At 68.3% G+C, this 14,662-nt stretch carries 14 protein-coding genes and 1 pseudogene; 9 read left to right on the top strand and 6 right to left on the bottom strand.

Annotated features, from left to right (window positions below):
- Nucleotides 1-212: 212 nt before the first annotated feature.
- Nucleotides 213-578 carry an AfsR/SARP family transcriptional regulator gene (locus CG723_RS47920; RefSeq protein ID WP_442802601.1) on the top strand — a complete coding sequence of 122 codons (366 nt, stop codon included), beginning with the start codon at nt 213-215 and terminating at the stop codon, nt 576-578.
- Here CG723_RS47920 and CG723_RS28390 read toward each other — a convergent pair.
- Nucleotides 556-939 (bottom strand): annotated as a pseudogene (locus tag CG723_RS28390) (ATP-binding cassette domain-containing protein); the annotation flags it as partial. The gene CG723_RS47920 and the pseudogene CG723_RS28390 sit on opposite strands and share 23 nt — an antisense overlap.
- Nucleotides 940-1,219: 280 nt before the next feature.
- On the opposite strand from CG723_RS28390, the gene CG723_RS28385 reads away from it, so the two are divergent.
- Both CG723_RS28385 and CG723_RS28380 read left to right on the top strand, forming a co-directional pair.
- Entirely contained in the window at nt 1,220-1,642 is a 423-nt protein-coding gene (locus CG723_RS28385) for a hypothetical protein (RefSeq protein ID WP_100596346.1), read from the top strand.
- A gap of 478 nt (nt 1,643-2,120) precedes the next feature.
- A complete protein-coding gene (locus CG723_RS28380) occupies nt 2,121-3,605 on the top strand; it encodes a SulP family inorganic anion transporter (protein WP_100596520.1) in 1,485 nt (494 codons plus the stop codon).
- A gap of 88 nt (nt 3,606-3,693) precedes the next feature.
- Here CG723_RS28380 and CG723_RS28375 read toward each other — a convergent pair whose 3' ends face one another.
- From CG723_RS28375 to CG723_RS28365, 3 genes are read right to left on the bottom strand one after another with little or no spacing between them, the layout of a single operon-like run.
- Nucleotides 3,694-4,101, bottom strand: a complete 408-nt coding sequence (locus tag CG723_RS28375; RefSeq protein WP_100596345.1) for an arsenate reductase ArsC — start codon at nt 4,099-4,101, stop codon at nt 3,694-3,696.
- Nucleotides 4,094-5,236, bottom strand: coding sequence for an ACR3 family arsenite efflux transporter (gene arsB, locus CG723_RS28370; RefSeq protein ID WP_100596344.1), 1,143 nt, complete (start codon nt 5,234-5,236; stop codon nt 4,094-4,096). The genes CG723_RS28375 and arsB overlap by 8 nt, the downstream gene beginning before the upstream one ends.
- Nucleotides 5,233-5,634 carry an ArsR/SmtB family transcription factor gene (locus CG723_RS28365; RefSeq protein ID WP_100596343.1) on the bottom strand — a complete coding sequence of 134 codons (402 nt, stop codon included), beginning with the start codon at nt 5,632-5,634 and terminating at the stop codon, nt 5,233-5,235. The genes arsB and CG723_RS28365 overlap by 4 nt, the downstream gene beginning before the upstream one ends.
- Nucleotides 5,635-5,726: 92 nt before the next feature.
- Here CG723_RS28365 and arsM point away from each other — a divergent pair, with 92 nt between their 5' ends.
- The 5 genes from arsM (at nt 5,727) to CG723_RS28335 (ending at nt 10,910) form a co-directional block, all read left to right on the top strand.
- Nucleotides 5,727-6,509, top strand: a complete 783-nt coding sequence (gene arsM / locus CG723_RS28360) for an arsenite methyltransferase (protein ID WP_100596342.1) — start codon at nt 5,727-5,729, stop codon at nt 6,507-6,509.
- Between the two features lie 22 nt (nt 6,510-6,531).
- The gene (locus CG723_RS28355; RefSeq protein WP_234374563.1) at nt 6,532-6,840 is read left to right on the top strand and encodes a hypothetical protein; all 309 of its coding nucleotides are present in this window, start codon (nt 6,532-6,534) and stop codon (nt 6,838-6,840) included.
- Between the two features lie 347 nt (nt 6,841-7,187).
- A complete protein-coding gene (locus CG723_RS28350) occupies nt 7,188-7,562 on the top strand; it encodes a hypothetical protein (RefSeq protein ID WP_100596341.1) in 375 nt (124 codons plus the stop codon).
- 126 nt (nt 7,563-7,688) lie between these two features.
- Entirely contained in the window at nt 7,689-7,796 is a 108-nt protein-coding gene (locus CG723_RS46450) for a hypothetical protein (protein ID WP_199841927.1), read from the top strand.
- 1,974 nt (nt 7,797-9,770) lie between these two features.
- The gene (locus CG723_RS28335; protein WP_234374562.1) at nt 9,771-10,910 is read left to right on the top strand and encodes a glycosyltransferase; all 1,140 of its coding nucleotides are present in this window, start codon (nt 9,771-9,773) and stop codon (nt 10,908-10,910) included.
- A gap of 674 nt (nt 10,911-11,584) precedes the next feature.
- On the opposite strand, the gene CG723_RS28330 is transcribed toward CG723_RS28335, so the two are convergent.
- Nucleotides 11,585-12,106, bottom strand: a complete 522-nt coding sequence (locus CG723_RS28330; RefSeq protein ID WP_100596338.1) for a WD40 repeat domain-containing protein — start codon at nt 12,104-12,106, stop codon at nt 11,585-11,587.
- A gap of 286 nt (nt 12,107-12,392) precedes the next feature.
- Between CG723_RS28330 and CG723_RS46445 the strand changes: the two genes are divergently transcribed.
- Nucleotides 12,393-12,947, top strand: a complete 555-nt coding sequence (locus CG723_RS46445; RefSeq protein WP_159032567.1) for a hypothetical protein — start codon at nt 12,393-12,395, stop codon at nt 12,945-12,947.
- 247 nt (nt 12,948-13,194) lie between these two features.
- On the opposite strand, the gene CG723_RS28325 is transcribed toward CG723_RS46445, so the two are convergent.
- A complete protein-coding gene (locus tag CG723_RS28325; RefSeq protein WP_100596337.1) occupies nt 13,195-14,619 on the bottom strand; it encodes an FG-GAP-like repeat-containing protein in 1,425 nt (474 codons plus the stop codon).
- Between the last annotated feature and the right edge of the window lie 43 nt (nt 14,620-14,662).

Below are 14,662 nucleotides of genomic sequence, written 5' to 3'. Positions count from 1 at the left end.
ACCGAAGTCGTACGGAATCGCCCGTCCCGGGGCGGGCGATCGGGCGCGTGGTAGATCTGTACGCCACCGGCCTCTCCGCACGCGGGCCAGGGGCGGGACATGGGGGAGGCGGGACTCGTGCGAGTCGCTCTGCTGGGTTCGGTGCCGGCCTTCGAGGCCTCGAAGTGGCGGGCGGAGAGCGGCCGTTGAGCGAGCGGCCGGCCGGGCTGCGGATGCGGGCGCTGGCCGCGGCGGGGCGCCAGGCCGACGCGCTGGCGGTGTACGAGGAGACGCGTGGCAGGCTCGGCGAGGAACTCGGGGTCGACCCGTCGGCGAAGCTGCGCGAGATCCATCTGGCTCTGCTGCGGGGCGAGTTGGAGCAGCCCGTCGCCCGGCCCGAGGCCGCGCCGAGCAGGATTCCCGCGCCGCTCACCAGTTCGTGGGCCGGGACCGCGAGCTCGAAGGGCTTGCCGCGCTGCTCACCGGGTCCCGCCTCGTCACGCTCGTCGGGCCCGGTGGCGCCGGGAAGACCAGGCTGTCCGTGGAGGCGGCGACCCGGCAGGAGGCGTACCGGCGCGGGCGGGTGGCGGCAGCGGTGAGCTCGAACTGCTCCAGCAGCTCGGCGGCCCGCGCCCCGGCGTCCCGCCGCGACACCCCGAGCAGCCGCCCGAGCAGTACGAGGTTCTCGACCCCGGACAGGCCCTCGTCCACGGAGGCGTACTGACCCGTGAGCCCGATCAGCCCCCGCACCCGTACGGGGTCCTTCACCACGTCGAACCCGCCGACCGTGGCGCGCCCGGCGTCGGGCCGCATCAGCGTGGACAGGATCCGCACGGTGGTGGTCTTGCCGGCGCCGTTCGGCCCGAGGACGCCGAGCACCTTCCCGGCGGGCACCTCCAGGTCGACCCCGTCCAGCGCGACCGTGTCCCCGTACCGCCTGACGAGCCCCTCGGCCCGGATGGCGTAGGACGTCGCCTGTCCCTCCCTCTTCCTGTTCCCTGTCGGTTTCGCTGTCGTCGTTCTCGGTGACTACGACGATGCCGAGCGCCGCTGGCAGACGGCGGACAGACGGCTGACAGGGACTGACAGGACCTGTCAGGACCCGTCAAGGGCTGATGGGGGCTGCCGGGGAGTGCGGGGAGGGGCGGCCGTGTGCCGGTTGTACTCGGTATTCGGTACTCGGTCGCAGGTGAGTACCAGCGCTCTGGGCCGTTGTGGCGTGAGGCGAAACCCTTGGCCCATGGATACGAATGAGCGACTGCCGAAGCGAACGTTCCAACTGCTGGGGGTCATCGCGCCGGCCGCGGTGGCACTGGCGGCGTGGGCCGGCTGGCTGGGCTGGGACCAGCAACGTGACGTGCACCCCGACGGCTCGACGACCGGCCCGTACGAGGCGTGGCAGGTGATCGGCCTCGTACTGACCCTGTTGCCGGCGGTGTACTGGGCGGCATCCCGGCGCGGCACGGTGGCCGCGGTGCTCGGCCCCACGGCCGGTCTCACCGTGGCCGCGTACTACGACTGGTCGGACGACGCGAGCGGCCTCTTCGTGATCGGCGTGGGGCTTGTCATGGTGGGGAGCCTGGTCGTGACCTCGGCGCTTTCCGCTGTGATCGCCGCTGTGACGGGACATGGCCCGAAGGGCCGGGCGGTCGCTGCGGGGTAGCGGGCTCAGGGCCCTCCGGGGGAGGGGCAGGGAGGGCGGTGGGGCGGCGTGCGATGTCGGCCTCGGTGCAGAGCCGGAAACCGCCCTGAGGAGGCGCCGTAGAATTGGGTTCCAAGGTGCGGGCTACGTCCCGCACCCTCTGCCGTGCCGGGGCCGATGGCGCCCCCGGCGAAGACCGAAGACCGATGCCGGCAGGAGAGAGCGAGCGAGCGGATGCCCATGATGCTCAGCGCCGCCGCCTGCCCGCCGTGACCCTTCGCTGACAGTTCGCCTCCGGAGCGGCGCCCGGCTCCTACGGCTGGTGCCCGCTGCCAGTGACTTCAGCCCGCCGCTCGCGGACGCCGCGGAAAGCCGCCCGTCCTCCCGCGCCCTCACGCACGCCGCCCCAGATGACGCCTGGCGTGCCCGAGCACGACAGGTTCTTCCTCCCTTGTCCACTCCCGCACCGTCCTCCACGTCCGCACCACCCACGTCCGCACTGTCCCCCGTGGCCCGGCTGCGTGGTCTGAAGCCTGACTGGCTGTCCGACCCGAAGGTCTGGCGGACCGAGATTCTCGCGGGCCTGGTCGTCGGCCTGGCCCTGATCCCGGAGGCGATCTCGTTCTCGGTCATCGCCGGGGTCGATCCGGCGATCGGTCTGTTCGCGGCTTTCACCATGGCCGTGACCATCGCGATCGTCGGCGGACGCCGGGCGATGATCTCGGCCGCGACCGGCGCCGTGGCCCTGGTCATCGCCCCGCTCAACCGCGAGCACGGCTTCGGCCATCTCGTCGCCGCCGTCATCCTGGCGGGCGTCTTCCAGATCGTTCTCGGCGCCCTCGGAGTGGCGAAGCTGATGCGGTTCGTGCCGCGCAGCGTGATGGTCGGCTTCGTGAACTCCCTGGCCATCCTCGTCTTCATGGCCCAGGTCCCCGAGATGCGCGACGTGCCGTGGCCGGTCTACCCGCTGATCGCGGGCGGCCTGGCGCTCATGGTGTTCTTCCCCAAGGTCACCAAGGTGATCCCGGCGCCGCTGGTGTCGATCGTCATCCTCACCGTCATCACCGTTGCCGCGGGGATCGCGGTCCCGACCGTCGGCGACAAGGGAGACCTGCCCTCGTCCCTGCCGGTGCCGGGCCTGCCGGATGTGCCCTTCACCCTGGACACGCTGACCACCATCGCCCCGTACGCACTCGCCATGGCGCTGGTCGGCCTGATGGAGTCGCTGATGACGGCCAAGCTGGTCGACGAGATCACCGACACCCACTCCTCCAAGACCCGTGAGTCCATCGGCCAGGGCATCGCCAACATCGTCACCGGCTTCTTCGGCGGCATGGGCGGCTGCGCCATGATCGGCCAGACGATGATCAACGTACGGGTCTCCGGCGCCCGCACCCGTCTGTCCACGTTCCTGGCGGGCGTGTTCCTGATGGTGCTGTGCATCGTCTTCGGCCCGATCGTGTCCGACATCCCGATGGCCGCGCTGGTCGCGGTGATGGTCATGGTGTGTTTCGCGACGTTCGACTGGCACTCCGTCGCTCCCAGGACGCTGAAGCGGATGCCCACGGGCGAGATCGCCGTCATGGTGATCACCGTCGTGTGCGTGGTCAGCACCCACAACCTCGCCATCGGCGTCGTGGTCGGCACGATCACCGCGATGGTCGTCTTCGCGAAGCGAGTCGCCCACTTCGCCGAGGTCACCGCGGTCACCGACCCCGACGACGCGACCGTCGTCTACCGCGTCACCGGCGAACTGTTCTTCGCCTCCTCCAACGACCTCGTCGGCCGGTTCGACTACGCCACCGACCCCGACAGGGTCGTCATCGATCTGAGCGCCGCCCACATCTGGGACGCCTCCTCCGTAGCTGCCCTCGACGCGATCGAGACGAAGTACGAGCAGCGCGGCAAGACCGTAGAGATCATCGGCCTGAACCGGCCCAGCGCCCAGATCCACGAGAAGCTCAGCGGAGAACTCACGGCTTAGGGGCTTTCGTTTGGATCAGACCCCGCTCCCGGATCCGGCCTGGCCAAACGAAAGCCCCTGGTGGCAGCGACGAGTTGGGATCTGCGGACTACTGGGGAGCGATCTCCGTGATCAGACCCTGGACCAGGGACTCGATCGCGTCGCGAATGGGCCGTACGGCGGCGACGCCCTGACCGGCGGGGTCGTCCAGTTTCCAGTCGAGGTAGCGCTTGCCCGGGAAGACGGGGCAGGTGTCGCCGCAGCCCATGGTGATGACGACGTCGGATGCCTGGACGGCTTCGACGGTGAGGATCTTGGGCGCCTCGGCGGAGATGTCGATGCCGGCCTCGTGCATGGCTTCCACGACGGCGGGGTTGATGGTGTCGGCGGGGGCGGATCCCGCGGAGCGGACTTCGACGCGGTCGCCGGCGAGGTGGGTGAGCCAGGCGGCGGCCATCTGGGAACGCCCGGCGTTGTGGACGCAGACGAAGAGCACGGAGGGCTTGGGGTCAGGCACGAGCGGGGCCCTCCTCGATGGGGGCGGGTTCGGCGGCAGGGGTGTCCGGTTCGGCGACCACGGGGCCGGGCCGGGGGAAATAGCGGCGGGCGGCCAGGGCGACGTGAACGAGGCCGACGAGAACCGGCACTTCGATGAGCGGACCGACGACACCGGCGAGGGCCTGGCCGCTGGTGGCGCCGAAGGTGGCGATGGCGACCGCGATGGCGAGCTCGAAGTTGTTGCCGGCGGCGGTGAAGGCGAGCGTGGTGGCACGCGGGTGATCGAGACCGAGGGCCTTGCCCAGGGCCATGGACCCGGCCCACATGACGGCGAAGTACACCAGCAGCGGAAGCGCGATGCGGACGACGTCCAGCGGCTGGGAAGTGATCGCGTCGCCCTGGAGGGCGAAGAGCACGACGACGGTGAACAGCAGCCCGTACAGGGCGAACGGTCCGATACGCGGGATCAGCTTCGCCTCGTACCAAGTGCGGCCCTTGGCCCTCTCGCCGAGCCGGCGGGTCAGGTATCCGGCGAGCAGCGGGACGCCGAGGAAGATCAGGACACTGCGGGCGATCTCCCATACGGACACGTCGAGCGCGGTCTGCTCCAGGCCGAGCCACCCGGGGAGCACGGAGAGGTAGAACCAGCCGAGCAGGCTGAACGCCAGTACCTGGAACAGGGAGTTGAGGGCGACCAGGACGGCGGCGGCCTCGCGGTCGCCGCACGCGAGGTCGTTCCAGATGACGACCATGGCGATGCAGCGGGCGAGGCCGACAATGATCAGGCCGGTGCGGTACGCGGGCAGATCCGGCAGGAGGATCCAGGCGAGCGCGAACATCAGTGCCGGGCCGAGCACCCAGTTCAGGACCAGGGAGGGAATGACCAGGCGGCGGTCGCGGGTGACGGTGTCGAGCCGGTCGTAACGGACCTTCGCGAGCACTGGGTACATCATCACGAGCAGGCCCAGCGCGATCGGCAACGAGACGCCGGCGACGATGACCTCGGCGAGGGCGTCGCCGAGCCCGGGGACCAGGCGTCCGAGCCCGAGGCCGACGGCCATCGCGGCAAGAATCCATACCGCGAGGAACCGGTCCAGGAACGACAGCCGGGCCGAAACCGGGCCCGAGGGCGGCGCGGTGGCTGTCTCGGTCACGAGGCGGACCCGGCGGACCCGGCTGCCGCGGCCGTCCCGGCAGGGCGGGTCAGGATCCCGGCGAGCTTGTCGGTCATCTCGGGCACCAGCCAGTAGTACACCCAGGTTCCGCGTCGTTCGGAGTCGATGAGGCCGGCCTGTCGCAGGAGCTTGAGGTGGTGGGAGATCGTCGGCTGGGACAGGCCGAAGGCGGGCGTGAGGTCGCAGACGCAGATCTCGCCGCCCTCGCTTGAGGCGATCATCGACAGAAGCCGCAGCCGCACCGGGTCGCCCAGGGCCTTGAAGACTTTGGCCAGCTCAACGGCCTGGTTCTCGTCGAGTGGCGCGGTCAGCAACCGGGGACAGCACCCGTGTTCATCCGCCGTCTGATCGAGCACCACAAGCTCTTGTTTTGACATACTTCTATATTGACGAGGTTCGATCCAGAGCGCAAGGTTGTATCGAGAAGCATCAAAACAGCCGTCAGAACCACAACCGGAGGGCCGGCGTCATGAGTGAGCGGCATCCTGACCTGCATGTACGTGAGACGGTCCGCGAGCGATACGCGGCTGCCGCCACCCAGGTCACCGAGGGCGGCACCGCGTGCTGCGGCCCGCAGGCCATCGAGATCGACGACCACTTCGGCGCCACCCTCTACGCGGCCGACGAGCGTGACGCTCTCCCGGCCGAGGCGGTCGCCGCCTCACTCGGCTGCGGCAACCCCACCGCCGTCGCCGACCTCCACGAAGGGGAGGTCGGCCTCGACCTGGGCTCGGGCGGCGGCATCGACGTCCTGCTGTCCGCCCGCCGGGTCGGCCCGACCGGCAAGGCGTACGGGCTGGACATGACCGAGGAGATGCTCGCGCTCGCCCTCGCCAATCAGCGCAAGGCCGGCGCCCCGAACGTCGAGTTCCTCAAGGGCACGATCGAGGCGATCCCGCTGCCCGCGAACACGGTCGACGTGGTCATCTCCAACTGCGTCATCAACCTGTCCACCGACAAGCAGGCGGTCTTCGCCGAGATGTTCCGGGTCCTGGTCACCAGCGGCCGCATCGGTATTTCAGACGTCGTCGCCGACGACGAACTCACCTCTCCCCAGCGGGTCGAACGCGGCGACTACGTGGGTTGCATCGCCGGAGCCCTGTCCTTCAGCGAGTACCGAGAGGGGCTGGAGTCGGCCGGGTTCACGGACATCGACATCACCCCGACCCACGCCGTAGCCGACGGAATGCACGCAGCGACAGTCCGAGCCGCCAAGCCCACAGCCGTACGCTGCCCGAACGGCACCGCCTGAGCCGCGAACGGGGAGGCCTCACGTGAGTGACCAGCCAGTCCACCACCCGCACCCGTCGGTCCGACAGCCCAAGAACCCTTTCCTCGGCCGGGTACTGCGACCGGGCGGCACCTTGGTCCACTCGGTCCGCCACGCAGGCGACGCCCAGTACGACACCGGCACGGCTCACGGCGACGACATCTACGAACACGCCGGTTTCGCAGTGCACTTCTTCCCCCGCACCCTGGTCGACACCGTGACGGACGGCCGGCATCTGAAGGAGGTCCACGCTTTCGAGGAGGGCGCCTTCCCCCGCCGCCTGTGGCGCGTGACCCAACCCCTGCCCCGATAGCCGCAGTCCCGATACCGGCGCGGAACACCACCGCCCTGCCCGACCGCTCTGCCGGCCTGGCACGGCAGAGAGTCCTTCACCGGCGCGAGTCATTTGCACGGCGTCGCCCGACGGCGGATGCAGTGTGCTGTCGCTGCCGCCGCTGGTGACGTAGTCCCGCTGCGTGGACTTTGGCTGCCGTCACGGTGTGTTGGCCTGCCGGTCCTGGGCTTATCTGATCAGCTGCCCGGGAGTCGCGGAAGCCTCGACGGCCTTTCGATCCGGCACTTCCCCGCGCGCCCACCCGGCTGAGAAGGGTGACGGTGCCGGGCGGATGCACCTTTCAGTCTCAAGGAGACGGACACCACATGTCGGCACACGTCAAGGCCCGCTACGGGCACATGACTTCAGGTCGCGAACGACGCATCTCGCTGCGGATGCTGGCTTTGACGGCCGCGATCGCGATGGCATGTCTCGCTGGTCCCCTGCTGATGGCCACGCCTGCGCACGCGCAGACCGAATGCGGCACAGCCTCTGGCGACGGCACCGCGAGAATCACCGCCCAGACCAGCGGCAACGTCGTCACCTGCACGTACACGGCCACGGGCGACAGAGGTGGCGAGTTCGTGTTCACCTCGCCCGCCGGGGTCACCCAGCTGACCGGGATCGCCGTCGTGGGCGGTTCCGGCGCCAGCGGCTCCGGCAGCCCGGGCGGGGCCGCCACCGGCGGTGGCGCGGGATAGTCCTACGCCTCACCCACCCGGGCCGGCGATGCCACCACCGGCGCAAGCGCCACAGCCGCTCGGCCGACTCTGACCATCTCCTCCACGAGGGCGTCTCTCACCTGCGCCAACGCGACACCCACCATCGTGGGGACCAGCCGCGCCAACCTGCTGATCGGCACCCCCGGTGACGACGTCATCTTCGGTCTCGGCGGCAATGACGTCATCGACGGCCGCGGTGGCAACGACATCTGAGGACGGGTGCCTGAAAACTGCCACGAGACCAGGGGCCCCGCGGAGTGATCCGCGGGGCCCCGCATCATCGGGGCGCGAGCTCTCAGTCGTAGACCTATTCGGTTCGCTGGGGGGCCGTAGGCCGGATGAGCCCCGACCGCAACCGCACCGCTCCCAGCCCGCACAGCAGCGGATCCGCACGGCCTGGACCGTCGACGAGCAGGCGAACACCCGGTACCCGGATCCCGAGTGGGCCGTCCCCAGGATCATCTCCGAGGGCATCGATCTCCTCGCCGGTCCGCCCAAGGTCGGTAACCGGTCCGCCCAAGGCCGGTGAGTCGTGGCTCTTCCTCGGCCTGGCCCTCTCGGTCGCGGCGTCGTCAACTACCGAGCGAAAAATGATGGGTTGCGGTCGGCGTCACGTGGAGCGGGCGACATCCCGTGAGTTCTCCTGAGCCCGTCTGAGTCCCTGTGTCCGTGGCCATGGGCTGTTCGTCGTTCGCGTGCTCCGCAGTCTTGCGACGTAATTTAGGGATACTTGAATCATTCTCACCCTGTCCGACTGATTAACAGGCAGAAATGATTCGTAGCGACATCTTGGCCGTGCTGTCGCCCCCGGCGTGGAAATGAACCCGGCCGCACCCTGCAGCATTAGTCAAGAAATCAATTTAATGTTCGACTTCTCTTTCGCGCCGAGAATGGAATCAGCCTGTATGGTGGCAACCTCAAATTTGAGGACTGCGAAGGCATTTAATGCGGATCGGTTGCCGGGGAGGTCGGCTCTTCGCTCGTCCGAGCAGGTCAGGGCGGTCGGCGAGTACGGTCTGTAGTCGCGGGAATAATTGAACGGAGTTAGCGTAATGTGCACCACTAATGCTCGCAACTCTAGATGCCTTAGTGGAAAAGTAGAGTTAGCGTGGTGTTCTCTGGACCGACACGTCCCCAATCGCCTGGGTGAAGTGCAGGCTAAGGAGAGTTCCATGCGAGGGAAAACAGCACTGAGCGCTGCCGCGATGACTGCGGTAGTCGGAGGAATGGCTGTCGGCGTAGTGGAGCCGGCCTCCGCAGCCCCGAATCAAACCTGCCAGGTCGCAAGCGGCTCGCTGACCGGCGAGAATTTCGCACCCAATGGAACGTTCACCGCCTCGCCCGGTGGGCAGACTGTGCGTTCTTCTTCCGACGGCCGAATCGGACCGGTGACCGTCGCGGGTACAGGGCCTTTCTCTGTAGGTTCCGCGTCCTGCACGGGAAGTGCGGGAGGGGACTCCGCAGGAAGTGCAGCTGGGGCGTCCGCTGTCGCAGCAGCCGGAACGAGCGCAGCAAAAGCGGCCATAAGCGGAGGCGCCTCCCCGGCGCAGGCGAGGGCGCAGGGCACAGCGGCTGCACAAGCCAAGGCGCAGAGCCTCGGTCTGCCGGCAACGGTGGTCAACCAGACAATCAACCAAATCAACCAGATAATTGATTCAACAATCAACGGGCCAGTCTGTCAGAACAATCAGCAGGGTGGCTCAAACACATCGACGTGCGGGACTCCGACGGGTGGGACCCCCACGGGTGGGACCCCGACGGGCGGGACTCCTACGGGTGGGACCCCGACGGGCGGGACTCCTACGGGCGGGACTCCTACCGGTGGGACTCCCACGGGTGGGACCCCGACGGGCGGAACTCCCACGGGTGGGACCCCGACGGGCGGGACCCCCACGGGCGGGACCCCTACGGGCGGGACTCCTACCGGCGGAACTCCCACGGGTGGGACTCCCACGGGCGGGACCCCCACGGGCGGGACTCCTACGGGTGGGACTCCTACGGGTGGGACTCCTACCGGTGGGACTCCCACGGGTGGGACCCCGACGGGCGGAACTCCCACGGGCGGGGCCCCCACAGGCATGTGAGACAGGAATGACGCGGAGGGCTGTCGCCCGGGCCTGCGCCGGTTCGCGCAGGCCCGGGCCAGGCTCCTCGTGACCAAGCGCGCTCAGTCCGACAGGGAGCCCGATGATTGTGCAGCCGTCGATTTGCCTATGCATGATCGTAAAGAACGAGTCCGGCGTCATCGAACGCTGCCTCGCGTCGGTCCGTGACCTCATCACCACTTGGGTGATCTCCGACACCGGGTCCACGGACGGCACGCAGAAGATCATCCGCAACGCGCTCAGAGACATCCCCGGCGAGCTTCACGAGGAGCCGTGGGTCGATTTCGGTCAGAACCGCAGCCTGAACATCAGTCATGCACGCGGGAAGGCCGACTACTTGCTCCTGCTCGATGCCGACCATGAGATCCGGCAGGACGACGCGCTGCCGCCGCTGACGGCCGACGCCTACATGTTGCGGCATGAAGGCGCTTTCGAGTACTGGATCAGGCGGTTGGTCAGGGGGGACATCGCCTGGCGCTACGAGGGTGTCACCCACGAATACCTCACCGCCGACGAGCCGGCCGATCAGTCAAGACTCGACGCTCTGGCCATCGTGGACCATGCCGACGGAGGATCGCGGCACGACAAGTCCGAGCGTGACGCACGTCTGCTGAGCGCCGAACTCGAGCGAGACCCGGACAACCCGCGCACTGTCTTCTACCTGGCTCAGACCATGCGAGACATGGGCAGGAACGAAGAGGCCATCGCTCTGTTCGAGGGTCGCGCCGCCATGGGTGGCTGGCCGGAAGAGGTCTACTTCTCGCAGTTCCAGGCCGGTGTCCTCAAGGCCGAGACGGGCGACTGGCCAGGCGCCATGGATGCGCTTGTGCGCGCCTGGGAGACACGGCCCGAGCGGCTGGAAGCCTGTTACCAACTGTGCTCGAGGCTGCGTGCCATGGGTCACTACCGGGCCGCACATGCCTTCGCCTCCGCCGGTCTCAACCGGCCTGTTCCGGACGACCTGCTGTTCGTCAGCCCTTGGGTGTACCGATGGGGGCTGCTGTTCGAGTTCTCGATCACTGCGTACTGCGTCGGGGACTGGGCGGGCTCCTACCAGGCATGCGACCGGCTCCTTGCCATGCCTGATCTGCCTGAGGCCATTCGCGAGCAGACGCTTGCCAACCGCGAGTTCCCCGCCCAGCGCCTCTCCAAGGTGTGGGCGTCCCTTTGGTCGACGGCACGCACCTGCGCAGGCCCGGGCGGGCGTGAGGCTCCTCCCTGACTTTCGTACGGCGACGACGCGACGACGGTTTCGGCCGGTTCATCACCGAGGTCCTCGACCGCGCGGGCGCCTTCCTGCCCGGCCGCCGTACGTAGGTGAAGCCGCCGCCGGTGCCCTCCTGGGGACCGCCAGGTGTCAGTTCCGGAGCCCGTGGGCCGGGTCCGTGGGTGTTCATCCTCGGGGCCGCAAGGCTCACGGCCGGCGCACATGACTCCGGAGTGAATGCGTCGATCACCCCGCACAGCTCTCTGGCTTGCGGTGGAGTTCGACGTAGGGCGTCAGCGACGGAGTCTGCGTCGGAGGTATGCCGTGCGCGCCGCGCGGCTCGACCCGGCGGTCCGGGATGCGCCTTTGGATCGCCCTCGTTGTCGCGCCGACAACCGTGGCTGCGAGACGACTCGCTCCACCGGCCGACTTGCTTGACCGATCTCCCGGCCTGCGTGTGCCAGTACGGGTGGGAGGCAAGCCGGCCGGAGAGCTCCTGCAAGCGTCTGCGCAGCGCTGTGGTCTGAGGAGGCCGCCGGGCGAGCGCTTCGTAGGTGGGGTTCCAGTCACGTCCGTCCGGCGACTGAAGTCCCGTCAGACGCCCACCAGAGCCGACAGATCCATGCCGAGGGTGTTCGTTCCGATGTTCCTCGACTCCCGAGACCCGCAGTGCGGAAACTACATGCGAGCTACTCCTTGCACGGAGGGTCATGAGAGAGGCGCGGTAGGTAATCGTGCCGCCTCTCCCGCGTCAGACCGTCTTGAGTGGTCGAGCGCATGCGGCTCCGAGGGCTGAAAGACAGGAAGTTGCCTGTCTTGGCGCTGGGACTGAGTGACTGACCGATGAGGGAGGCATTGGAGGGGCCGGCGGCGTCCCGCAGCCGGACCATGTTGCCGTTGCTCCCGCTCGCCAGGGTGGGACCGTCCTGACTGGATGTCAGAGATGCGACCGCGTCAGTGTGGCCGGCCTTGGAGGGGCCGACCGGAGCGGCGTTTCGGGGGTCGGTGCTGCCCCATAGCCGGACCGTCCCGTCGCCGCTGCCGCCGGCCGACGTGTGGCCGTCCGGGCTGTAGGAGAGGGTGTCGATCGTCAACAGGTGCCCCTTTAGGGGCGTGCCAAGTCCGGGCAGGTCGCCGGCCCATTGCCGAGAGGCGGCACATGTCGGAGCTTGCACTGAGTCCGGATCGCGGCGGACTTGCGGCGGTCTCATCGTGTGACTCCAGAGACCGTCTTCGCGTGGACGTGAGCCCTACCCGCATGTCGTGCTCGCCATGGTCGAAGACTGGTGCGCGACGCCATGACTGGCATGGGATTTCTGACTGTATGGCGCTGATGTGAGGCGACACGGTCGGGCTGAACCATGAGAGCCGGCTGCAGCAGATGCTCGTCGGCGCAGGCCATCAGCCCCTGTCACGTCGGCGTCACGCGACGGTGATGCCCGGCGCCCCACCATGACAGCCAAGCGCAATCCCGCTTTCCCAGGTAAGGAAGCCATCATGGTGACGAGCATCCGGCGTCGCATACCTCACCTGATAGCCGCGTCCGGTCTGGCCGCGACGCTTGCTCTAGGGGCAGGTGCGGCGACCGCCACAGCGGCGCATCAGGAGGTACCGAAGGCAAAGGCCGCGCCTACAGCACCGTGCAGTGAGCAAAATCCCTGCACCGGCGGTAACCAGAACAACCAGTCGTCCGGGAACCGCGGCGGTAACCAGAACAACCAGTCGTCCGGGAACCGCGGCGGTAACCAGAACAACCAGTCGTCCGGGAACACGGGCGGCAAGCTTCCGCGCGATTGTGGCCGTGCCTACTGCCCCGACTTCATGCCCCCCACTGACACCACGAATGCCCCGCCGCGCAACGTGCCCTATGACCCCGACCCTGGCTACAACGACACCCGCGGCAAGCTTCCGCCGGGCAACGTGCCCTATGACCCCGACCCTGGCTACAACGACACCCGCGGCAAGCTTCCGCGCGATTGTGGCCGTGCCTACTGCCCCGACTTCATGCCCCCCACTGACACCACGAATGGCGCGCCGCGCAACGCACCATGACATCGACCTTCAGGACTTCGGCGTACTCGCGTGATGTCCGGTCGTGAGTCGTGATCATGTGAGGCCGAGTAGGGCGAGCGGGCGTTTCGGGTCACAGGAGTTGGCCCGGAGTGCGGCGGCGAGGTTCTGGATGCCGGCGAGCCGCAGGGGCGCCGATGGCAAGGTTGCGCCACCCGGGAGTTCCGGCACAGCTTCGTGTCGCTGCTTTCCGACAGTGGCGTGGCCCGATCAGAGACGCTCGCCCGGCTCAGTCGAGCAGGCTCTCCCCGAGCCGTGACCCGCTCGCGAGGCCGAAGTCGGCGGAACTGAGGGACTTGGAACCGGAACCGGTGAGGCCAGATGAAGTGCCCGGCAGGGTCCAGAGGCCTCCGCTGCGGTTGTTCTCGAAGGAGGCGGTCACCGCCAGGTCGGCCTTGCCGTTGTTGTTGTAATCGGCGATCCGGACCTGGGCGCCGAAGAGGTCGTCGGTCTCCGCGGCGCCCGGAACGCCGGTGGTGTCCTGGGAAATGCGTACGACACCGGACTGCGAGACGCCGGAGGCGGAGCCGCGGAACACTGTCACGTCGCCGGCGTTCTTGAGGTTGCCGAGCCATTCGCCGTTGGCGCCGACCACCAGTTCGGCCTTGCCGTCGCCGGTGATGTCACCGATCGCCACCGAGGATCCCCAGTTGTCGCCGTCCTCGTCGGCGCCGGGCACACCGGTGCTGTTCTGATGCAGGGTCGTCGGGTCGCCGAAGCCCGTCCGGCTGCCGTACCGGACGGTCACGTAGCCGGAGCCGTTGCTCGGGTCAGTGACGGAGTAGGAGCCGGGCCAGGTGAGGGAGGTGGCCATGTCGTCGAAGCCGTCACCGTTGATGTCGCCGAGGGCGACCGCGGTGCCGCCGTCGTCCACGCGCTGTATCCGGTTCGGACGGCCTTCCTGGCCCGTGTAGATGTCGGTGCCCGGGCGTCCGGTGCCGGGGTCGCCGGTCACGGCAAGGTCATCCTTGCCGTCCCCGTTGACGTCGCCCACGGCGGCCTCCCAATTGAGGAGCTGGGCACCCGGGACCGTCATGGTGTAGGCGGGGGTTGTCTGGCTCTCCCGGGAATTGCCGCCCTTGTAGATGACGACCGCGTCCGGCTCGATTACGGCTAGGTCCGCGCCGCTGTCACCGGTGAAATCCCCCACCGCCACGTCCAAGCCATGACTCTGCCACTGGTGTGGGTTGTCCACCGTGGTCGTGGTGCTGCTGGTGAATGGCTTGGCGCCGCCCCAGAGGATGGTCACGCTGCCTTGGCCTTCGTAGCTGCCTACGTCCTCCCCGTCGGAGCCCACGACCAGGTCCGCGTATCCGTCCGAGTCCAGGTCTCCGCCGGCGATCGAGATACCGAAGTGGTCACCCTCTTCCGGTGTGCCCGGCACCCCCGCGGAACTCTGGGTGAGCTCGACCTTTTGAGTGGTCAGGCCGGTGGCTGACCCGAGAGCCACGACCACACCGCCCGCAGCCCCCGCACCGTTGACGGACTTGTACGGCGCGCCGATCGCGATATCCCGGTGCCCGTCGCCATTGAAGTCGTCGGCGTATTTGGCAGGGGCGGCGGACGCCGGTGTCGCGGTGACAGCGGCGAACAGGCCACCGGTCAGCGCGGTTACGGTCGCGGCGGCGACAGCCGTGCGGAATGGCAGGGGCATGACGGTCTTCTTCCTTGGGGCAGTGCCGGACGGTGCCGTAGAC

It is taken from the genome of Streptomyces sp. CB01635, from assembly GCF_002803065.1.
Taxonomy (GTDB): Bacteria; Actinomycetota; Actinomycetes; order Streptomycetales; family Streptomycetaceae; genus Streptomyces.
Note: the sequence above shows the minus strand (reverse complement) of the source record. Positions and strands in the feature narration are given on the sequence as shown.